Raw genomic sequence first — 21,393 nt, 5'->3', positions numbered from 1 at the left:
CTTTCGTGCCAACTGTTGCGATCATCTCCAGCATGGCCCCGAAGGGGACACGATCATTTTCCATGGTCCCGACGTGCCGCTTCGCTCCTACCCGGGCGACTGGCCCCGCGTTTCACGCGCACACTTGCAACGGAGAACGGTCGGAACGATGAACAATGGAATCTGCGTCATCATCGCTGCCAAGAATGCCGCCCCAACCATCGGGCGTGCCGTATCGTCAGCATTGAGAGAGCCGGAAACGAGCGAAGTCATCGTCGTCGACGACGGATCGACGGACGACACGGGCGGGGCTGCGCGCGCCGCAGACGATGCGAGCGGCCGGTTGCGCATCCTTCGTTTCGACGAAAACCAGGGACCGGCTGCTGCCCGGAACCACGCGATCCGGGTGTCGCATGCGCCGATCCTCAGCGTCCTCGACGCCGACGACTTCCTGCTGCCGGGACGCTCCGCGCGACTGCTTGCCGAAGACGGCTGGGACTTTGTCGCCGACAACATCGCCTTCGTCGACGAGGCAAGGGCACCGCAAGCCCATCTGGAGATCGCAGAATTCGAGCCGAAGCCGTACCATATCGGCCTGGGGGCCTTCGTCGAAGGCAATATCTCCCGGCGCGGCGTCCGCAGGGGTGAAATCGGCTTTCTCAAGCCGCTGATCCGGCGTGATTTTCTCGACCGCCATGGGCTGCGCTACAAGCAACAGCTGAGGCTCGGTGAGGACTACAACCTCTATGCCCGAGCTCTTGCGAAGGGAGCGCGCTACAAGATCATTCACAGTTGCGGCTATGGTGCGGTCGTGCGCGGCGATTCCTTGAGCGGCAGCCACCGCACGGAGGACCTCAAGCGTCTCTACGAGGCCGATCGCGCAATGCTGGCCGGGCCGGGCCTGCTGCCAAAGGATCGGGCGTTGATCCGCAAGCACGAGCGCCATATCCGGGCACGCTATGAATTGCGGCACTTCCTCGATCTGAAAAAGCAGCTCGGCGTCGCGCGAGCCATCTCCTACGCTGTGACGCACCCCCTTGCATTTCCAGCCATCGCTGGTGGCATCCTGTCCGACAAGACCGCGCGTTTTCGCCGCCGCGCCGAGGCGCCGGAAGCGCTCGGGGGAACCGGTAGGATCCGTTACCTGCTCGCCGCGCCGCCGCGTGGGCAATAGTCCGACGGTCGGGCCATCCTGTCAGAAATAATCGCGGCGAACGCCTTCGAGTGTTGTGAGAAAGCGCTCCTTGCGCTCGCTGAGCGCGGCATCGGCGCTCAGTTGCGGCTCGGCACGGCTTGCCTGCCAGAGCGCCAGTGCGGAGGGGGCGGCAAGCATCTGCTTGGCGGCCGACCGCAGCGTCTTGCGGCTCGATGACTTCTCGCGAACCAGAAGTTCAGCGTGGTCCTGCTGGCTGTCGGCGACATGGCGTCGCGGCTCGAACTCGACGCCCCAGAAACGGGTGCCCTTGAAGATCGCCTCCGCGCGGCTGGAAACGGGAACATAGCGTGGCCGGTAACTGACGCGGACGGTGTCCGCCCAGTCGTTCCACTTGAAGCTGTTGATGTTGGGCGATGTGGTCACCGCCACCCAGGGAACGCGGAACGCATCAGCGAGAATGGCGCCATGCATCGATTCGGCGATGATCATTTCCGACCGGGCGATTTCGGCGATCACCTCCTTCGCGTCACCGCGTGGGTCGATGTAATTGACACCGACCGTAGCGCAGACCTCCGGCCACAAGCCGGCAATCGCCGATTCCCAATGCGGCACGAAGCTCTTTCGATGTGCCTTCGCGAGATGGCGGAACTCCGGCATGTCGGCCACCATCACCGCCGGGTCGATGATCCCGAGCGCCTCGTCGATGCCGATCTTCTGCGCGGTCAGCGGCCCGCGGACGCAGCGGATATCCCATGTGGCGGCGTCGCGCATGTCGGGCAGCGCGCCATAGCCGAAGCCGCTTCCCAACACCAGCTTGCGGCCCTCCTTCGGCAGCAGCATCTCGTTGAGCACGGTACCCACTCCGACCAGCAGCGTGTCAGGATGGACGTCGCGAAAGCCGGGCAGCAGGAAATCCCAGAGCCAGAGGTTCAGGTCGTCGCCGAAATTGCCGTGCTGTGATTCCCAGTAATAGGGCTTCATTCAGGTCTCCTGTGTCTTCGGGATAGGCGCGAGCGGATGATGCTCAGCGGGAAAACTTGCCGGCGGCAAGCTCGATGGCGCTGCGCAGCAGCACGGGATCGCGCCAGACCCATTTGGCAAGCAGGTTGAATTGCGGCAGCTTGCGCCGCTTGACCAGCCGCGCCTGGCTCCACAGCGCCTGCCGCCGGGCCGTGCCCTTGTAGGAGCGGATCGAGGTCGCCTCTGGTGAGCGGCGGGCAAAGCGACCCTCGAGCGTATCGAGTGCCACCCAGGTGTTGAACTGCTGTTTCAGGAACTGGGGGGAATCGTTGTCGATCCCGTGGAAGATGTTGATGCCCTCGCCACGAACCGCACCGGGTGCGTCGCACAGGATGACACGTTCGGCCGCGAGCACGCAGTCGCAGAAGAACAGAACGTCTTCTGCCGCAAGCCGCAGCTTGGGATCGAAACGGATCGCCTCAAAAAGTTTTCTGCCGATGACCATGCAGGAGAGGTGCAGGAAGCTCCAGTTCTTCAGCATGACGCTGGAAAGTTCCGGAATTTCGACCAGCAGCGGCGTCTCCTGCAGGCGCTCGACGCGCTCCGTCTTTTCGAGATCGGCGACGCCGAAGTGGTAGTAAAACGCGTCGCCGCCGGTGATGGAGGCCCAGTAGCAGTCTGCACCGAAGCGCGTCATGCCCTCATAGGCATTGCGCAGGTGATCGGCGGTCCAGACGTCGTCGGAATCGAGGAAGGCGACGAACTCGGTGGCCGCGTCGACATGGTCGAGCGCGGTGTTGCGCGCCCCGCCCGGTCCGGCATTGTCCTGGCGGATAATCCTGATGCGGGATCGTTGCTCGGCAGGCAGCGGCGCAAGCTCGTCATCGATCGGATAGGGTGACTGGTCATCGACGACAATGATGTCGAAATCGGTGAAGGTCTGGGCGAAGACGGAGGCGAGCGCACGCCTCAGAATACCGGGTTCCTTCTGGTAGTATGGGATTGCAACGGTCAGCTTCGCCATCTTTTCGCCCTTGCGGTTTTCCTAAAAAGAGGTGTGCCTGGTCTTCTCCCAATGGGGTTCGGCCTTACCTACAGCGTTGATCCTAAACGATTTTCGCTCTTCTCAGCGCGCCTAGGATGCCAATATGCCCACCGTCATCAACGCGAAATCGGTCACACGAAACGTCGGCTGGAGCGTCCTATCCAAGACAAGCACATTCGGGCTGAAGTTTGTCACCGTGCCGATTCTGGCGCGAATCCTCAGCCCCGAAGAGTTCGGCGCGGTGGCCGTTGCGCTCACCGTCGTGCAGTTCCTGGCGATGATCGGCGGTGCCGGTCTGGCGTCCGCGCTGATCATCCAGCGCGAGGAAGACAGTGAGACGATTCACTCGGTTTTCTGGGCGAACCTGGCGATTTCCAGCCTGATGGCATTCGGCATTTTTCTGTGGGCCGAGCCGATTGCGGCGCTGCTCGGCGCCGCCGATGCAGCCTATCTCGTGCGGCTGCTCAGCCTGCTCATTCCGTTGCAGCTTGGCGGCGACGTCGCCTATGCGCTTTTGGCCCGGCGCATGCAGTTCAGCACGGATGCGCTGTGGAACATGATCTCCGAATCGGCCGGTGCGTTGGCCGCTGTCGTGCTGGCACTGGTCGGTTTCGGCGTCTGGGCGCTGGTCGCGCAGATTTTCCTGTCGGCGCTGATTCGCCTCGCCGGCCTGTTCGCGGTCTCGCGCTATAAACCGCGACTGGTGTTCTCACCGCGCCGCGTGTTGGGACTAACGCGGTTCAGCCTTGGCATGATGGGGTCGGAGATCGCCAACTTTGTCAGCTTCCAATCGCCCATGGTGATCATCTCCCGCTTTCTCGGTCTTGCCGACGCCGGCGCCTATTCGGCGGCGAATCGTTTCTCCAGCATCCCGAACCAGGTGGTTCTGTCTGCGGTCATGGGGGTGTTGTTTCCGGCATTCAGCAGCATGATGCAGGACAGCGCCCGCCGCTCGAACGCGCTTATGCTCAGCACCCAGGTAACGACCGTGCTGCTCGCGCCGATGATGTTTGGCCTCTGGGCCCTGGCCGAGCCCGCGATGCTGACGCTCTTCGGCCACCAGTGGGCCTATGCCTGGCCGGTGCTGGGCCTCTTGGCGCTGTCCAAGGGAATCCTCACCCCCTGCAGCACCTATATTCCGTATCTGAAGGGTGTCGGCCATGGCGGCACGCTGTTCTGGTGGGCTATCCTGCGTGCAGTGATCACCACGGCTGCCGTCGCTTGCGGCGCCTATGCTGGTTCGCTCGTTGAAGCCATGGTCTGGCTGTGCGTGGTCAATGTATTCGTGCTTGTCGGCTATTCCATCGTCGTCTTTCGCGCCGACGGCACGCCGTTGCTGCGCGGCTTCGTGCTGTCCTGCCGACCGATGTTCACCGCCATCATCATGGCGCTCATCGTTCGCTATCTGCTTGACCATTTCGGTCCTCTGGTGCCGAACGCTGCAGCGCAGGTTGTCCTCGGCGCTGCAGTCGGCAGCGCGATCTACGGCGGGCTTATCCTGCTCACCGAGCGGCCCCTGCTCACGAAGCTGATGCAGCTGGCGCGCAAGCGCACACCGATCGGCGAGACAAGTCCCGCCGAATAGGGTGGCAAAGCCAGATACAGTCGCCATGGCCTCGCCACATTCTGCCGCGCTCGCCGTCAAATTGAACACTGCAACAGCCGCTCGAAGATAATTTCCCAATAAAAACGGCTGTTGGAGTGCGGCCTTAAGTTGTGCGTCTCTGCGTTTATGAGCATGTGCTTCAATAGCCTAGGTGGGCGGGTGTTTTTCCCCCTTGAAGCGAGCAATCAACCGCCACCGCCTGTCGCGACCACCGCCTGCTGGCGATGCACTGCAAGGGCAAGCGCGGGTGTTTTCTGCTGCATCGCCATATTTTTCTGCCCGAACCACCCTAACCTTTTTGGCGCGGGCTCGAGTCTGCTCTGTTTGAAACGACCGCCAAAGATGCGGCCCCAATAGAGGTGACTGACATCGTGGACATGAACGCGAACGTCTCTTCGCGGATCAATCTGATGCGCATCGTGCTCATCTCGGGGATCGTCTTCGTGCACGTGCCCTATGATCCGGCGAACAGCCCGTTTTCGGGCGAAAATGGTTTGATCGACTGGCTGCGGGTCTTTCTCGGCGACAGCCTGTTTCGTGTGGGCGTGCCCTGCCTCAGCGCCATCTCCGGCTATCTGCTTTTCCGACGCGGCCTGGAAAGTTTCAGCTACGGAAGGACGATGCGGACCAAGGCGCTGACCGTGCTGGTGCCATTTCTGCTCTGGAACGGAGCGTTTCTCGCACTTGTCTTCCTCGCCCAGAAGAATGGAATAGGCTTCGGATACCTGCCCGATGTCGTCAATGCGACGCCGCGGGAAATGGCGAGCCTGGCGCTTGCGTTGGAAACCTGGCCAATCAACCTGCCGCTCTATTTCCTGCGGGACCTGCTCCTGTGCCTGCTCCTGTCGCCGGTGCTTGCCCTGCTGGTGATCCGCTATCCGCGCGCCACCTTGATCGCACTGTTCGCCTATGCGGTGCTCCCGCTGCCGAACGGAATTCTCCTGAAGAAGTCGATCCTCTTCGGCTTCAGCGCCGGCATCGCCGTCGCCTTGCACCGGATCGACCTGAAGGTCGTGGATCGGCATGCCGGAGCGATCGCGTTGGCCATGCTGTCGGTCACGCTGCTCCTTTCCGTTGGTCTCTACCTGACCGGGCCGGTGTTTCCGCTTTGGCTGGACATCCTCCGCGCCATGACGGCGCTTTGCGGCATCGTCGGGTCATGGGCCCTTTCCGAATTCCTCGTCCGCACGTCTCTCGGCGCACGGCTTGCTGCGGGTGGCGGGCTCAGTTTCTGGATTTTCTGCGGGCACTACCCGTTGCTGCTGGCGTTCTGGATGGTCTGGAACCGGTTGCAGATCGACCACTACGTGCTCTTCTATTTCGCGGCTCCAGCGCTGGCGTTCGCGATCCTCATTCCCTCCCACGCTTTCGTGCAGCGAAGGCTTCCAGGCCTGCACGCGCTTCTGACCGGGAGCCGCACCTCGCGCCACGGTTCGCAGAAACAGCCTGCTCCGGCCACAGCCGCGAGCGTCGGCTACGCGACCCGACAACGCTGAAACGGAGACCAATCATGACAAAACGACCCCACTCCCTGACCCTTGCCGCTGCGTTGGCCGCAGTCCTGTCAGCCCCGGCGGCTGCGCAGGAGGGCGCAACCGGCGCATCCTTCGTCGAGAATTTCGACAAGCTGGACACATCCGTCTGGTACGTCTCGGATGGCTGGAACAACGGCGCGCACCAGAACTGCACATGGTCGAAGGACCAGGTCCGTGTGGAGGGCGGTGTACTTTCCCTGACCTTCGAGCAGCGCCAGCTTGGCGAACGGGAATATGCCTGCGGAGAGATCCAGACACGCAGCCGCTTCGGCTACGGCACCTATGAGGTTCGGATGAAAACCGCCGACGGTTCCGGTCTCAACTCGGCCTTCTTCACCTATATAGGTCCGGCCGACAAGAAACCGCACGACGAGATCGATTTCGAGGTGCTCGGCAAGAACCCGGCCAAGGTCCAGCTCAATCAGTACGTTTCCGGCAAGGGCGGCAACGAGGCGCTGGCGGACGTGCCCGGCGGCGCAAACAAGGGCTTCAACGACTACGCCTTCGTCTGGGAAAAAGAGCGCCTGCGCTACTTCGTCAACGGCAAGCTCGTCCACGAGGTGACGGATGCCGCGAAGCTTCCCGTCAATGCCCAGAAGATCTTTGCCAGTCTCTGGGGCACCGACAGCCTGAGCGACTGGATGGGCACGTTCACCTACAGCGCGCCGACGCAGCTCCTCATCGACCGGATCGCGTTCACCGCCGAAGGGGAGGCGTGCCAGTTCGCCGCATCCGTGGCCTGCACGCTGAACTGACAACCACACGCGCCGTCACGCAATCGTCGGCCACGGCAGGGACCCCCGTCGTGGCTGCCATCAAGATTTAAACGCGCCCGGTCCGCTCCGGGCAGGAGAACGGGAGTTCTGATGCTGCGAATCCTGTATTTCGCACACGACCTTGCCGACCCGGCAGTCCGGCGCAGGGTGCTTACCCTACAGGCGGGCGACGCCAAGGTGACGCTCGCCGGGTTCCGCCGCGGCGAGAAGACAGGTGTGCCAATCAACGGCGTCACGCCGATCGAGCTTGGCGTGACCGAGGATGCCCGCTTCGTCCAGCGCGTCGGCGCGATTGCCGTTGCGCGCCTGCGGCTCGAGCGCGCCTTGCAAGGTGTCGCGAAGCCGGACCTGATCATCGCGCGCAATCTCGAAATGCTCGCGATCGCGCAAAAGGCCGTGTCAGTCTTCGGCGGCGATGTGCCGATCGTCTACGAGTGCCTGGACATCCACCGCCTGCTGCTGCGCAAGGATTGGGCCGGTCGGGCCATGCGGACTGTAGAAGCCAGGCTCGGGCGGAACGCGCGCCTGCTCGTGACGAGCTCGCCCGCGTTCGTCGAAAACTATTTTCGTCCGCTGTCCGGCATCGCTGCACCGGTTCTTCTCCTTGAAAACAAGGTCCTGGAACTTGATGACGACGATTCGTCCGTACCCGAGCCGCGTTGCCCCGGCGAGGGTGACCCCTGGAGGATCGGCTGGTTCGGTGCGTTGCGCTGCCGCAAATCGCTGGACCTGCTTTCGAGCTTCTCGCGCGCAATGGGCGGCAAGGTCGAGATCATCATTCGCGGCCGTCCGACCTATGCCGAGCTGAAGGACTTCGACAGCTTCATGCGCGGGGAACCCTTCATGAGCTTTCGTGGCGCCTACCGCAATCCGGAAGACCTCGGCGAGATCTACAGCGAAGTCCAGTTCTGCTGGGCCATCGACTTCTTCGAAGAGGGCCTGAACTCGGCCTGGCTGCTGCCAAACCGGGTTTACGAAGGCTGTCGGTACGGCGCTGTTCCAATCGCGATCAGGGGCACGGAGACCGCCCGCTTCATCGCCGGCAAGCGGATCGGTCTCACACTCGAGAATGCCTCCGTCGCAAGCCTGTGCGAGCTGTTTTCGGCGATCGACCGGCAAAGCTACGCCGACCACTTCGACCGCATCGCCGGACTGGGCGCCGGCCAATGGACCTTCGGCCGGAGCGACTGCCAGGCCCTGGTGCATCGTCTCGCGAAAGTGGCCGGGACGCCGCAATCGAGCGGTCGCCCCCGTGCCTTGGCAGAAGCAACAATGGAGATCGACTGACATGACAGGTGAAACGCTTAAATCCGTGCGCTGCCTGATCATCATTCCCTGCCTCAATGAGGCCGAGCACATCGGCCCGCTGATCGACAAGCTCGGCGGCGCGCTTGAGGCGCTCGATTCGAGACTGGTCGTCGTCGACGGTGGTAGCACCGACGGTACGCGGGAGATTGTTCGCGAGATTGCGGCGGAAAACCCGAAGGTCCAACTGCTCGACAATCCCCGACGCATCCAGAGCGCGGCCGTCAATCTCGCCGTCGCCACCTTCGGCGCGCAGTACGACTACCTGATCCGGATCGATGCCCACGGAAAATACCCCGACGACTATTGCCAGGTGCTGGTGGACGAGGCGACGGCGACCGGTGCCGATTCCGTCGTGGTCGCCATGCAGACGGTTGGCTTCGGCGCGTTCCAGAAGGCGACCGCCTTTGCGCAGAACTCGAAGCTCGGCAATGGCGGCGCCAGGCATCGCGTTGGCGCGGCCAGCCATTGGGCCGACCACGGCCACCACGCCCTCATGCGGATTGCAGCCTTCCAGGCTGTCGGCGGCTACGACGAAGACTTCAGCCACAACGAGGACGCCGAACTCGACTACCGGCTGAACCGGGCGCGATACCGCATCTGGATGACCGACAGGACAAGCATGATCTACTATCCGCGCGCCAGCGCCGGGCCGCTCTTCCGTCAGTATTTCGCCTACGGACGCGGTCGGGCGCGGAACTTTCTCAAACATCGCGCCTGGCCGAGCCTGCGCCAGATGATCCCACTTTCGGTCGCGCCGGTGGCCGCGGGTGCATTGCTCGCCTTCATCAACTGGGCCGCGGTCATTCCGGTCGGGTTCTGGGCTGTGGCCTGCCTTGGCTACGGCTTCTGGATGGCCGTCGGGCAACGCAACCCCTACGGCCCGCTTGCCGCCATTTCGGCGATGGTCATGCATTTCGCCTGGTCTGCCGGCTTCTGGCGCGAGCTTCTCGATTTTCGCCGCAGGCGAATGGAGGCCTATGGTGCCGACGCGCGGGTGATGCCATGACCCCGACGCCGCAGACACTGCCTTTCTCCTGCATCGATATCGCGGTGTGCACTTTCAGGCGTCCGGAACTGGAGCGGACGCTGCGATCGCTGGCTGCTATCGACGTGCCCGCCGACAGTTCGGTGCGCATCATTATCGCCGACAATGATATGGTACCGAGCGCCGCCGGCCTCGTCGAAAGCCTACGCGCCGAAATCCCCTTCGGGATCGACTACGTCCACTGCCCCGCGTCAAACATCTCGATTGCCCGGAACGCCTGCCTCGATCATAGCCGTGGCGAGTTTCTCGCATTCATCGACGACGACGAAACTGCCTCGCCAGAATGGCTGGTCCGTCTCATGGAAACGATGAGCGACAGCGGAGCAGACGTCGTCCTGGGACCGGTGAAGGCACAGTACCGCCCCCCCGCGCCGAAATGGATGCGCCGCGCGGACATGCACTCGACCCGCCCGGTCTGGGTCGGAGGCGAAATCCGTACCGGCTACACATGCAACGTCCTGCTGCGTCTCACTGCCAGGCCCCTTGCGGAACGTCGCTTCAGCCTGTCGCTCGGCCGCACGGGCGGCGAGGACACCGAGTTCTTCTCGCTCGCAAATCGTGCCGGTGCCCGCATTGCCTTTGCGCCAACCGCCTGGGTGCACGAGCCGGTAACCGAAAATCGGGCTACCTTCGGATGGCTTGCCAAGCGCCGTTACCGCATGGGGCAAACCCACGGCCGGCTGCTTGCCGGTCGCCCCCAAAATGCTGGCAGAGCTGCGCAGGTCGGACTGGCCGCGGCAAAATCACTCTTTTGCGCCGGCGCTTGCGTCGCGACGGCTATTTTGCCGGCTCAAGGCTACGGTTATGCGCTGCGTGCCATCATGCACGCCGGTGTGGTGAGCGGCCTGATGGGCGTGCGGGAGATCGAGCAGTACGGCCTGCCGGAGACACGCACGCCATGATCGAACCTCCTGACGTCACCTTCGTCATTGCCGCCTACAATTCCGCCGATACGATCGGTCGGGCGATCGAGAGCGCGCTCGCCCAACGCGATGTCGTCACGGAAGTCGTGGTCGTCGACGATGCCTCGTCGGATCCGACGCGCGACATCGTCAGCCAGATCGCCGATCCCCGCGTGCGCTTGATCGCTTTGGCGCAGAACCGCGGTCCCGGCGGTGCACGCAACGCCGGCCTCGAGGCGGCACGCGGGCGATGGGTCGCGATCCTCGATTCCGACGATACCGTGGAGCCAGACCGGCTGGCACGGCTGATCGCGCGCGCCGAGAAGGCGAGGGCGCAGATCGCCGTCGATAATCTCGACGTCGTCGCGGGCGACGGTTCCCGCCAGCGCATGTTTTCGGAAGCGGAGTTGGCGCGGCAGAATCAGTTGACGCTGCCAGCCTTCATCGCCTCCAATGTCCTGTTCCGAACCGAGCACAATTTCGGCTACATGAAGCCGGTGTTCGCACGGAGCTTCCTTGCGGACCACGGCTTGCGCTTCGACGAGACGTTGATGATCGGCGAGGACTACATCTTGCTCGCCTCGGCGCTGGCCCGTGGCGGCAGATGCGTGGTCGAGCCGACCGCCGGATACGTCTACCACCTGCGCGAGGGATCCATTTCCCGTGTCCTGAAGCCGCATCATGTCGAGGCGATGATCCTGTCCGATCAGCGCTTCGTCATCGATCACCGCCTCGACCGGGCTGCGAAGGCGGCACAACAGCGCCGCAGCCAGAGCCTTTACGAGGCGCGCTCTTTCCTCGCGCTGGTCGAACATCTCAAACGCGGTGCTTTTTTGCGCGCGCTCGGCGAGGCCATCGGCAATCCCGCCGCGATCCGGCATCTGCGCATGCCGATCGCCGCCCGCCTGCGCCGTCTCCTGGGCCGTTCCGCGCCTTCCTCCATACGCTCCGCCGCCAAACCGGCAGGCGGACGATCGATCCCGGGCAAAAGCCCATACAGCAGCAAAGGATAACGCCATGGACACAATCAGACCTGTGCGCAAAGCCATCATTCCGGTTGCAGGAAACGGAACCCGCTTCCTTCCCGCCACCAAGGCCATGCCGAAGGAAATGCTGACCATCGTCGATCGCCCTGTGGTGCAATATGCGCTGGACGAGGCACGCCAAGCCGGCATCGAGCACATCGTCTTCGTCACCGGGCGCAACAAGCAGGCAATCCAGGACCATTTCGACGATGCGCCTGAGCTGATCTCCTCGCTTGCGCGATCGGGCAAGGACGCACAGGTTTCCGAACTCGAGGCGATGCTCCCGGCGGCGGGCACCGTCAGCTTCACGCGGCAACAGGCCCCGCTGGGTCTCGGCCATGCCGTCTGGTGCGCCCGCGACCTGATCGGCGACGAGCCGTTCGCGCTGTTGCTGCCCGACATGATCTGCCACGGGCCGCGCGGCTGTATGGCGGGTCTGATGGACCTGTACGGATCTACCGGCGGAAATGTCGTCGGCGTCGAGCAGTGCGCTCCTGAGGAGGCGTCGAAATATGGCATCGTCGGCAAGGGGCACACGGTGCCGCATGGCTTCGCCGTCACCGAAATGGTGGAGAAACCGAAGCAGGGAGAGGCGCCCTCGAACTATTTCCTGAACGGCCGCTACATCCTCCAGCCGGAGATTTTCGGCTTTCTCGCCCGCCAGCAGCGCGGCGCCGGCAATGAGATCCAGCTTACCGACAGCATGCTGAAGTTGTCGCAAACCCAGCCGTTCCACGCCCATCCCTATACGGGGCGCACCTTCGATTGTGGCTCGAAGCAGGGCTTCATTGAAGCCAACGTCGCCTTTGCGTTAGCGCGACCCGACATCGGCGGAATGGTGTTTGAGTCCGTCAGGGACATGGTTCTGTCTCATCAAGGCCGCATCCACGCGGCATAAGCGTGCCCCCGGCCGAGCCGGGACCAAGCCGATCACAGACCTGTCCCGGCCGCCGGGGCAGGTTTCCCTCTCCGGGAGAGCGAGGTTTCATGAACCAGAGAAGTCTACCGTTGACCAGACCGTTGCCGCGAAACGCGGAGAGCTCCGATTCTTTCATCGACCTCGATCGTCTGCTTTCCGCCGTGCAGCGGCGTGCAAAGACGATCGCAATCCTCACCGGTGTCTTCATCGTCGGCGGCATTGCCTATCTCGGTTTTGCCACCCCGCTCTACACGTCGATGACGCAGATCCTCATCGACGACAGCATGTCACGCTACGCGGAAGATCAGGAGGCTTCACCCCAGAGCGGCCAGCAACTGGATACGCGCATCGCCAGTACGGTTGAGCTGCTGCGCTCCGGCAAGCTGGCGCTACGCGTCGTCGACCAGGCCGACCTTTCCGGCGAACCGACCTTGATCGATCCGGCGCGCTCGCCGATCGCCACGGTCAAATCATCGGTCAAGGCGGTCATGAGCGTCTTTTCTGGAAGCGATCCCGTTTCCGAGGAAGCGGCCGCGAACGCCAGGCGGCAAAAGGCGGCAGCGATGCTCCAGCAGGCGCTGAAGGTCGAGCGGGTCGGTCGAAGCTCCGTTCTTTCGGTCGCCTTCACCTCGCCGGAACCCCAGCTGGCGGCACTGATCGCGCGGACCTATGCCGACGCCTACCTCTCCGACCAGCTGAGCGCAAACCTCGAGGCCTCCGAACGGGCCACCGTGTGGCTGCAGGAGCGCCTCGACGACCTCGGCCAGCGCTCGCAGGCCGCCGCGATGGAGGTGGAGACCTACAGGCGCGAGAACAATCTGACCTCGACCCGCGGCGAGCTCATGTCGGAACAGCAGCTCACCGACCTCAACAGCCAGCTGATCGTTGCCCGGGCGGATGCGGCCAGCGCCTCGGCTCGCTACGAGCAGTTGAAGGCGATCGTCGGAAAGGGGCCGGAGAACGCCGTCCAGAATTCCACTGTCGCCTCCAAGGAAATCGACAGCTCCGTCATCCAGGAGCTGAAGACTCGATACTCCGCCGTCAGCAAACGCGAACAGGACGTGACGCAGAATTTCAGCGCCGACCATCCGCAGGCCGTCGCGCTGCGGGCGGAGCGGGAAGACCTGTCGAAACAGATCTTCCGCGAGCTGCAGCAGATGACGGCAACCTATCGCAACGAATACGAGGTCGCCCGAAAGCGTGAACAGTCGCTGCGGGACAGCATCGACACGGTGTCCGGCACGAACTCGGACGCCAACCAGGCGCTGGTCAAGCTTCGCGAGCTGGAACAGAAGTCGACCGCGCTCAAGGCGCTCTACGATACCTACCTGAACCGTTACGAGCAGGCTTCGCAGCAGCGATCGTTTCCGATCGCGAGGGCGCGGGTGATTTCCGACGCGGGCGTGCCGGTTTCGCCGTCCAGTCCGAAGAAGACGATGGTGCTCGCGCTATCGGCGGTCCTTGGCCTGATGGCAGGCGGGGCCTTCGCCTTCCTTCAGGAGATGCAGGAACGTGGCTTGAGGCTGGAAAGCGACGTCCGCAGGCTCCTGCGGCACAGGTCGATCGGATACCTGCCATTGATCGGCAAGCGGCCGAAGAAGCGCTTTGACCTGCGCGATCTGCTCCGTCCACGGGATGTCGAGCCGGATGCGCCCGAGGAACCATTGCCCCTCGAGCGAATGACCCGCATCGTCCGCGAGGCGCCGCAATCGACTTTTGCGGAAACGCTGCGGCATGCCAAGCTTGCCTGCGACGTGCTGTTGCAGCGGCGGCCGAACAGGGTCATCGGCATCATTTCGGCCGCTCCTGGCGAGGGAAACACCACCTTTGCCGCCAACTTCGCCCTCCTGCTCGCTTCGATGGGCAAGCGCACGCTGTTGGTCGACGCCGACCTGCGCAATCCTTCCCTCAGCCGGATGCTGAAGCCCGCGCCGAAGGCCGGTCTGGTCGAAGCGGCACTAGGCGAGGTGCCCTGGGCGTCGACGATCAAGGTCGACCAGCAGACGAAGCTCGCGATCCTGCCGCTCGCGCCGCGAGCGCTCGACGACGAGTTTCACTACACCAACGAGATCTTCGCGGCTCCTGGCATGGCCACGTTGATGGAGAATGCGCGCAAGACCTTCGACTACACCGTCGTCGATCTGGCGCCGCTCGGACCTGTGGTGGATGCGAAGGCCTTCGCGCAGCACGCCGACGGCTTCATCCTGGTGCTCGAGTGGGGCAAGACGCCCGCGCGTCTTGTCAGCGAGATCCTCGAGGCCGAGATCGACATCAATTCGAAGATCCTCGGCGTCGTGCTGAACAAGACCGACATGGACGAACTTCCCTCCTACAGCGATCAGGGCGGATCGGAGAAATTCCGCAAGCACTATGCCAAGTATTACGTCGACTAGCTGCGGAACATCTTAAACTAGATTTCGAGCCCCGCTTTCCGGCCTTCGAAAAACGCGTATGGCGCCTGGCGCGGGGCTGCGCAATCGCCGATCTGGCGGGTGGCCAGCCCCTTCGCAGCCAAACCCGGCATCAGCCAGTCGGCCGGAAAATTTGTCGTCGCGGTGACGAGCGTCTCGGCGTCGACGAAGCGATGCTCCGCCGAGTTGTGGTCGATGATGGTCGCGCCGTTCCCATGCCATTCGGCGACGCTGGCTTCGACAATCCACTGCACTCCGAGTTTGCGCAGCGCCTGCCGCATCGGTACGTCGGCGGCGGTTCTCTGCAATTCCTTGCCGACGAAGGGGTCGGGCGTGAGGATCGTTACCTGATAGCCTTCCTCCGCAAGCTTCCAGGCCGTGCCGCAGCCGCGCCAGCCGCCGCCTTCGTCCAGAAGCAGAACGCGCTTGCCAGGTCTCGCCTGCCGAGCCATGACGGCTTCGACCGTAAAGACGTTGCCCTTCTCGATTCCCGGCATCGTGTCGACCGTCGGCAGCGCTTTCTGGAAACCCGTCTCCGGGGAATAGGAGCCCGTCGCGACAATCGCCACATCGATGTCTGACGGATCGATGTCGTCGGCCTCGATGTAGGTATTGAGGCGAACCTCCACGCCCAGCTTTTCCAGCTGTCGCTCATACCAGGCGATGAGGTCGAGGATCTGCGCCCGTCGGGGCTGCATGCCCGCCAGCAGGAAGTTGCCGCCGAGGCGGTTCGAGGCTTCGGCGAGCACCACGTGGTGGCCGCGTTCGGCAGCGACCCGCGCCGCTTCCAGTCCGGCCGGGCCGCCGCCGATCACCAGCACGCGTTTCGGATCGCCCGTTCTGAGAATACGGTCGCCATTCCATTCGGCCTCGCGCCCGACGGACGGATTGATCAGGCAACTGATCCAGTAATCCCGCGACCGGCGGCCCCAACACATCTGGTTGCACGAGATGCAGCCGCGAATGTCCTCGGGGCGATCCTCGCCCGCTTTCGTTGCCAGATGCGGATCTGCGATCTGGCCGCGCACGATCGAGACGAGATCCGCAGCACCTTCGCCCAGCACCGTCTCCGCGTTTTCCGGGGTCCTGATGTGGCTTTCGGCGATCACGACGGCGTTTTTGACGACGCCCTTCAGGACGGAGGCGAGGTCGGCGCCAAGCTTTTCCGGATAGAGGAAGGTCGGCATCAGCTTGTAGAAATCGAGATAGCCGCCCGAGCCGCAGGTGACATAATCCATAAGGCCCAGTTCGTCGTGCAGCCTTATGATCTCGGCGAGCTCATCGCGCTGGAGGGCAACCTTCACATCCGGTTCGTCGCTGATGGCGAGGCCGATGATGAAGTCGGGGCCGCAGACCTCGCGTATGCGCGTCAGGATCTCCCGCGACATGCGCGTGCGGTTTTCGAGCGAACCGCCCCATTGGTCGTCACGCCGGTTGCACCAGGGAGTCCAGAACTGGTCGACCATGCCGAGATAGGCCGCCCAGACTTCGACGCCGTCGAAGCCGGCGTCGCGACATCGGCGCGCGGCCTGGACGAAGCCGTCGATCGTTTCCCAGATTTCCGCCTCGGTCATCGGGTGCGATCCGTCGCTGTCGTGATAGCTGGGCAGGCCGGACGGAGACCAATGCGGATGGAACGAGTTGTCGGAGTCGCCATGCGCCCCGATGTGATAGAGCTGCTGGATCGCCACGGCCCCATGCTTCTTCATGGCCCCGACCACCTTCTTGAAGGGGGCAACCACCGCGTCATCGGAGTGGCGGAAGTTGCCGCGGGTGAGAACGGCCGCCGCGTGCACGGGCATGGGCTCGACGACGATCATCGCAGCGCCGCCGATCGCCCGCTCCTCGTAGTAGGCGGCGTGGCGCTCGGTGGGCAGACCCTCGACGGCCATGTTGGCGGTATGCGCGCCGAAGACGATCCTGTTCTTCAGCGTGTGCGAGCGCAATCTGAGCGGAGAAAACAGGCGAGGGAATCTTTTCGACATCGCGCAATTCCGAGCGTGCAGTTGGGTTCTAAGACAAGGGAGGCCGGCGCCATTCGCCGGCCGGCTTCTTTCAAGCTGCGGCCTTATGGCCAGGATCACCAGAGTTGACCATCGCTGCTGCGAGCTGGCGGAATGTGACGGTACCGAGCGGTTTTCCGGATGGATCGACGACGGTGATGTCTCCCTCGGGTGCGGATGCCAAGGTGCGCACGGCCTCCTCGATCGTGACACCGGCGGGTATTGCCGGCCCGCCTGCGGCGTTCGTGGCACCCAGCGGGCTCATGACGGCCTCGACATGGACGACCCGGCCCCGGTTCACCTCCTTGACGAAGTTGGCGACATAGTCGTCGGCCGGGCGCAGCACGATGTCCTGGCTGGTGCCCTGCTGGATGACCTCGCCGTCGCGCAGGATGGCGATCTGGTCGCCGAGCCTGAGCGCCTCATCGAGGTCGTGGGTGATGAAGACGACCGTCTTCTTGATCTCCTTCTGGAGGTCGAGGAGGACCGACTGCATGTCCATGCGGATCAGGGGATCGAGCGCCGAATAGGCCTCGTCCATGAGGAGAACCGGCGCGTCGTTGGCCAGCGCCCGGGCAAGGCCCACGCGCTGCTGCATGCCGCCGGAGAGCTGGTTCGGGTACTTCTGCTCGAAGCCTTTCAGGCCGACGCGCTCCAGCCACCGCATGGCGGTGTCGACGCTCGTCTTGTGAGATAGGCCCTGGATTTCGAGACCGAAGATCGTGTTGTCGAGCACGCTGCGGTGGGGAAGCAACGCGAACCTCTGGAACACCATGGCCGTCTGGTGGCGGCGGAACTGGCGCAGGTCGGCGTCTGGCATCTTCACCACGTCGACGCCGTCGACGAGGACCTCGCCGACCGTCGGATCGATCAGGCGGTTGATGTGCCGGATAAGCGTCGACTTGCCGGAGCCGGACAGCCCCATGATGACCTGGATGGATCCCGACGGCATCTCGATGTTGATGTCGCGCAGGCCGAGCACGTGCCCGTGCTTTTCGTTCAGTTCGGCCTTCGTCAGGCCGTTCTTGACGGCTTCGATGTGAGCTTGCCCGTTGGGTCCGAAGATCTTGTAGAGGTGGCGGATCTTGATTCCGCCAAAGACGTGCTCAGCCATGCGCGATCTCCCGGTGCCGCTGGAGGCGCTTGCCATAGGCCTGGCTAACGCGGTCGAACATGATGGCGATGCCGACGATGGCAAGGCCGTTGAAGATGCCGAGGGTGAAGTACTGGTTGGCGATCGCCTTCAGCACCGGTTGGCCGAGGCCCTGTACGCCGATCATCGAGGCGATCACGACCATCGCCAGCGCCATCATGATCGTCTGGTTGATGCCGGCCATGATCGTCGGGAGCGCCAGGGGGAGCTGTACCTTGAAAAGCTTCTGCTTGTTGTCGGCGCCGAAGGCGTCTGCGGCTTCCAGTACGTCCTTGTCGACCAGGCGGATGCCGAGATCGGTCAGCCGGATCATCGGCGGGATTGCGTAGATGACGACGGCGATGAGGCCGGGTACCTTGCCGATGCCGAGCAGCATGACGACGGGGATCAGATAGACGAAGCTCGGCATCGTTTGCATGACGTCGAGTATGGGATTGACGGTCCGCTGCACCCGATCCGAGCGGGACATCAGAATGCCGATCGGAATGCCGATCGCGATGGACAGCACGGTACAGACGAAGATCATCGAGATCGTCCGCATCGTGTCGTCCCACATATCGAAGTAGCCGATCAGAAGCAGCGTCGCGAGACAGCCGAGTGTGATGCGGACGCTTCGCGTGGCCGCATAGGCGATGGCCAGGATGAGGAGCGTGATGATGGGCCAGGGCGTCTTCAACATGAACCGCTCGGCGCCGATCAAAAAGTGCTGCAGCGGCGTGAAGAAGCCTTCGATCATGTCGCCGTAGCTGCGCGTGAAGCCGCGGAAGCCTTCATCAATGGCCTTCTTCAGGCCACGAAGGGCGTTGTCCTCCATATGCGGAAACTTGTAAAACCAGTCCATTCGGTTCCCCGTCTCGAAAAGAGCCGCTTCGTTCTTATTGTTTTTTTCGGAATGAAAGGTGCGATGTGCGGGTCAGACACATCGCACCCTTTGCATGGCGGTTGCCGCTTAGAGCGCGGCTTCGATCTTCGCTGCGGCCTCGGGGGTGACCCACTTCGTCCAGACGTCCGGGTTCTCCTTGAGGAAGTGCTTGGCACCGTCCTCGCCGCTGGCCTGGTTGTCGGTCATCCAGGCCATCAGCTTGGCGATCGTCGGGTTGCTCCAGGAGCGCTTGGTCAGGTAGTCCATCACCTCCGGGCCGGCCTTTTCCGAGAAGGGCTTTGCGACGAGCGTCACGATCGTGTCGACCGGCCACGCACTCGGTTTCGGGTCAGGGCATTCCGCGACGGTAACGCAGCGCTTCCATTCAGCCTCGTCGTACGGCACGCCGGCTTCCAGCTGCACCATCTCGTACTTGCCGAGCAGGGCGGTCGGGGCCCAGTAATAGCCGACCCACCCTTGCTGACGCTCGTAGGCCTTGGCGATGGAGCCATCGAGGCCTGCCGCGGAGCCTGTGTCAACGAGCGTCCAGCCTGCCTTTTCCGCTTCGAAACCCTTGAAAAGCTGAGCAGTAACGACGGTGCCGCCCCAGCCCTGCGGGCCGTTATAGATCGCGCCCTTGCTTGGATCTTCAGGAGCGGGGAACAGATCGGGATGCTTCAACATGTCAGGGATGGTCTTGATGTCGGGGTGCGCATCGGCGAAGTATTTCGGGATCCACCAGCCCTGGATGCCTCCGTCGGGGAGCGGCGAACCGACCTGGATGATGCGCCCTTCCTCCGTGCCTTTCTTGACCACGTCGGGCAGCAGGTCGATCCAGGCTTCCGGGGCGATGTCGGGCTCGCCCTTTTCTGACATGGACGTGATGGTCGGGACGGTGTCGCCGATGGTGATCTCGGCGTTGCAGCCATAGCCTTCGTTGAGGATGATCTTGTCGAGGTTGGAAATCACCTCGGCGCTCTGCCAGTTCATGCTGGCGATGCTCACGTTTCCGCACTCCGCAGCATTGGCCAGCGACGAACCGGCGATAGTTCCGAGAATGAGGCATGTCGATGCAAGCAAGCTTTTCATTATCGTTCCCTCTGTTTGCGGCTTCTTCTTTCGAGCGGGGTGCCGCTTTGGCCCGCCCTGACGGAGCTACGAGGCCTCCCCCATGCGCACCGATTTCTGGAGTGCCGCCGACAGTCCGCGCGCAACGGCGGTGCTGAAGCCCGCAGCGCGCATCTCCTCGATCGCGGCTGCCGTGGTGCCGCGATAGTCGAGGAAGGTCTTGACTGTGTCGGTGGGACAGTCGTCTCTTTGTTCCAGCATTCGGCCAGCGCCGACGATCAGCGTGTTGACGGCCCGCTGCGCCACCTGCGGGTCTAACCCTTGCGCGAGGGCGTCGGTCATCATCGCTTCGGCAAGCAGCGCCGGGAAGGCTGGCCCGGAACCTGTCAGACCGGTGAGGTAGTCGATCTCGGCCTCTGACCGAACCTCATCCTGAATGCCGCACGCATCGAAGACAGCGCGTACGATGGCGCGGTCCGCGTCGCCCACCTCCGGGGTGGCGATCCACGGCGTATACGACTTGCGCACCTCGGCGGCGGCATTCGGTAGAGACCGGATCACGCGCCGGGTCTGGTGATGCTTGCAAAGCGCTCCCAGGCGAATGCCGGCCATGACCGAGATGAGGAGCTTGCCTCCTGCATCGACGTTCAGGCCGGGCCAGTCGGCTGGACGGACGGAGAGGATGACGACGTCCGAGCGATCGGCCAGGGCCTGGTTGTCCGATGTCCAGAAAGCGCCGGGGAAGCGCTGCGGACATTCCCGGCGATAGGAAAGCGAGAGGTTCTGAGGTTCGACAACGCCGGCGTCCAGCATCGCTGCGGCAATGGCTCCGCCCAGCCAGCCGGCACCGCCGATCACGCCAATCCTCAAGCCCTTGCCTGTTTCCACCGAGACCTCATTTTTTTGGCTTGTAGCCATGGCGGGCGAAGAAGCGGTCGAGTTCTCTCTGCTGGGGAACCTGACCGGTATAAATTGCGATGTATTCCGGGATGCGCTTCGCGCGCAGCGCAAGGTCTTCCTTGGACTGCATGGAGATGTATCCGATCTGGACGAGGTAGGTCGTTCGTGCGCGAACGTCCGCAGGCCCTTCGCCATAGCCAAATCGCATGAACATGCGTGTCAGCGCTTCTATCCTCGTCTGGTCAGCGCGCTGAACCTCTTCGAGGATGTCCGGCGATTGCAGCGCCCAGCTGCGGACGGCAAACTCGAACTGGGAATCGAAAAGCTCCTTGTTCAGCCAGCAGTCGAAGACGTTCAGCATCGCTTCGGCAAGCGACTCCGCGTAGGCTTCGGACTGTTTCACAAGATTGCCCGTATTCTTTTCCCTCCAGCGCGCGATGAGCGCACTCAACAGTTCCTCCCGGTCCTTGAAGAACCAGTAGAAGCTAGTCCGGGAGAGATTGAGTCGCTTGGCGAGCGGCAGGATCTTTACCGAATCCACTCCGGATTCGAGCAGGGAGTCATAGGCCGCTTCGAGCCATCCGTCGTGAGAGCCTCGCCAGCCGCTGTCACTCATCGCCTGTTCCATGATTGCCTCCTAGCAAATTCAGCGTGCTGCTACAAGCAAAATGTACAGCCATGTCAATATTCCGTACCTTCCTGTTTTTGATAATTGACGCGTATGTACATTTCCGTTTAGC

Annotated in this window: 18 protein-coding genes; 10 read left to right on the top strand and 8 right to left on the bottom strand. The window is 63.0% G+C overall.

What is annotated here, in order from left to right; genetic code table 11:
• Nucleotides 1–148: 148 nt before the first annotated feature.
• Nucleotides 149–1,153 (top strand): glycosyltransferase family 2 protein, encoded by a 1,005-nt coding sequence (locus AC1DDS_RS12875; RefSeq protein ID WP_477479252.1) that lies wholly within the window; start codon nt 149–151, stop codon nt 1,151–1,153.
• Nucleotides 1,154–1,174: 21 nt separating this feature from the next.
• On the opposite strand, the gene AC1DDS_RS12870 is transcribed toward AC1DDS_RS12875, so the two are convergent.
• Entirely contained in the window at nt 1,175–2,116 is a 942-nt protein-coding gene (locus AC1DDS_RS12870) for a polysaccharide pyruvyl transferase family protein (protein WP_477479251.1), read from the bottom strand.
• 43 nt (nt 2,117–2,159) lie between these two features.
• Nucleotides 2,160–3,119, bottom strand: coding sequence for a glycosyltransferase family 2 protein (locus AC1DDS_RS12865; RefSeq protein ID WP_477479250.1), 960 nt, complete (start codon nt 3,117–3,119; stop codon nt 2,160–2,162).
• Between the two features lie 124 nt (nt 3,120–3,243).
• Between AC1DDS_RS12865 and AC1DDS_RS12860 the strand changes: the two genes are divergently transcribed.
• The 9 genes from AC1DDS_RS12860 to AC1DDS_RS12820 all read left to right on the top strand — a co-directional run bounded on the left by AC1DDS_RS12860 (nt 3,244) and on the right by AC1DDS_RS12820 (nt 14,649).
• The gene (locus tag AC1DDS_RS12860; protein WP_477479249.1) at nt 3,244–4,725 is read left to right on the top strand and encodes a lipopolysaccharide biosynthesis protein; all 1,482 of its coding nucleotides are present in this window, start codon (nt 3,244–3,246) and stop codon (nt 4,723–4,725) included.
• Nucleotides 4,726–5,123: 398 nt separating this feature from the next.
• On the top strand, nt 5,124–6,242 hold the full coding sequence (locus AC1DDS_RS12855; protein WP_477479346.1) for an acyltransferase family protein: 1,119 nt from the start codon (nt 5,124–5,126) through the stop codon (nt 6,240–6,242).
• 14 nt (nt 6,243–6,256) lie between these two features.
• Entirely contained in the window at nt 6,257–7,036 is a 780-nt protein-coding gene (exoK, locus tag AC1DDS_RS12850; protein ID WP_477479248.1) for an endo-1,3-1,4-beta-glycanase ExoK, read from the top strand.
• A 111-nt stretch (nt 7,037–7,147) separates the two neighbouring features.
• Nucleotides 7,148–8,344 carry a glycosyltransferase family protein gene (locus AC1DDS_RS12845; RefSeq protein WP_477479247.1) on the top strand — a complete coding sequence of 399 codons (1,197 nt, stop codon included), beginning with the start codon at nt 7,148–7,150 and terminating at the stop codon, nt 8,342–8,344.
• A 1-nt stretch (nt 8,345) separates the two neighbouring features.
• On the top strand, nt 8,346–9,371 hold the full coding sequence (locus AC1DDS_RS12840; protein WP_477479246.1) for a glycosyltransferase family 2 protein: 1,026 nt from the start codon (nt 8,346–8,348) through the stop codon (nt 9,369–9,371).
• A complete protein-coding gene (locus AC1DDS_RS12835; RefSeq protein WP_477479245.1) occupies nt 9,368–10,312 on the top strand; it encodes a glycosyltransferase family 2 protein in 945 nt (314 codons plus the stop codon). Before AC1DDS_RS12840 ends, AC1DDS_RS12835 begins: the two co-directional genes overlap by 4 nt.
• Nucleotides 10,309–11,325, top strand: coding sequence for a glycosyltransferase family 2 protein (locus AC1DDS_RS12830; protein ID WP_477479244.1), 1,017 nt, complete (start codon nt 10,309–10,311; stop codon nt 11,323–11,325). The genes AC1DDS_RS12835 and AC1DDS_RS12830 overlap by 4 nt, the downstream gene beginning before the upstream one ends.
• Before the next feature lie 4 nt (nt 11,326–11,329).
• The gene (locus tag AC1DDS_RS12825) at nt 11,330–12,235 is read left to right on the top strand and encodes a UTP--glucose-1-phosphate uridylyltransferase (protein ID WP_477479243.1); all 906 of its coding nucleotides are present in this window, start codon (nt 11,330–11,332) and stop codon (nt 12,233–12,235) included.
• Between the two features lie 89 nt (nt 12,236–12,324).
• The gene (locus AC1DDS_RS12820; protein ID WP_477479242.1) at nt 12,325–14,649 is read left to right on the top strand and encodes a Wzz/FepE/Etk N-terminal domain-containing protein; all 2,325 of its coding nucleotides are present in this window, start codon (nt 12,325–12,327) and stop codon (nt 14,647–14,649) included.
• 17 nt (nt 14,650–14,666) lie between these two features.
• Here AC1DDS_RS12820 and AC1DDS_RS12815 read toward each other — a convergent pair whose 3' ends face one another.
• The 6 genes from AC1DDS_RS12815 to AC1DDS_RS12790 all read right to left on the bottom strand — a co-directional run bounded on the left by AC1DDS_RS12815 (nt 14,667) and on the right by AC1DDS_RS12790 (nt 21,281).
• Nucleotides 14,667–16,652, bottom strand: coding sequence for an oxidoreductase (locus AC1DDS_RS12815; protein WP_477479241.1), 1,986 nt, complete (start codon nt 16,650–16,652; stop codon nt 14,667–14,669).
• 70 nt (nt 16,653–16,722) lie between these two features.
• Entirely contained in the window at nt 16,723–17,784 is a 1,062-nt protein-coding gene (locus AC1DDS_RS12810; protein ID WP_477479240.1) for a quaternary amine ABC transporter ATP-binding protein, read from the bottom strand.
• Nucleotides 17,777–18,664 carry an ABC transporter permease gene (locus AC1DDS_RS12805; protein WP_477479239.1) on the bottom strand — a complete coding sequence of 296 codons (888 nt, stop codon included), beginning with the start codon at nt 18,662–18,664 and terminating at the stop codon, nt 17,777–17,779. The genes AC1DDS_RS12810 and AC1DDS_RS12805 overlap by 8 nt, the downstream gene beginning before the upstream one ends.
• A 108-nt stretch (nt 18,665–18,772) precedes the next feature.
• The gene (locus tag AC1DDS_RS12800; protein ID WP_477479238.1) at nt 18,773–19,774 is read right to left on the bottom strand and encodes an ABC transporter substrate-binding protein; all 1,002 of its coding nucleotides are present in this window, start codon (nt 19,772–19,774) and stop codon (nt 18,773–18,775) included.
• 66 nt (nt 19,775–19,840) lie between these two features.
• Nucleotides 19,841–20,671, bottom strand: a complete 831-nt coding sequence (locus AC1DDS_RS12795; RefSeq protein WP_477479237.1) for a pyrroline-5-carboxylate reductase family protein — start codon at nt 20,669–20,671, stop codon at nt 19,841–19,843.
• Complete coding sequence (locus AC1DDS_RS12790; RefSeq protein ID WP_477479236.1) at nt 20,649–21,281, bottom strand: TetR/AcrR family transcriptional regulator; 633 nt, start codon at nt 21,279–21,281, stop codon at nt 20,649–20,651. Before AC1DDS_RS12790 ends, AC1DDS_RS12795 begins: the two co-directional genes overlap by 23 nt.
• Nucleotides 21,282–21,393 lie beyond the last annotated feature (112 nt).

This window comes from Mycoplana sp. 10N416 (assembly GCF_056394765.1).
This window is presented reverse-complemented; position numbering and strand designations above follow the sequence as displayed.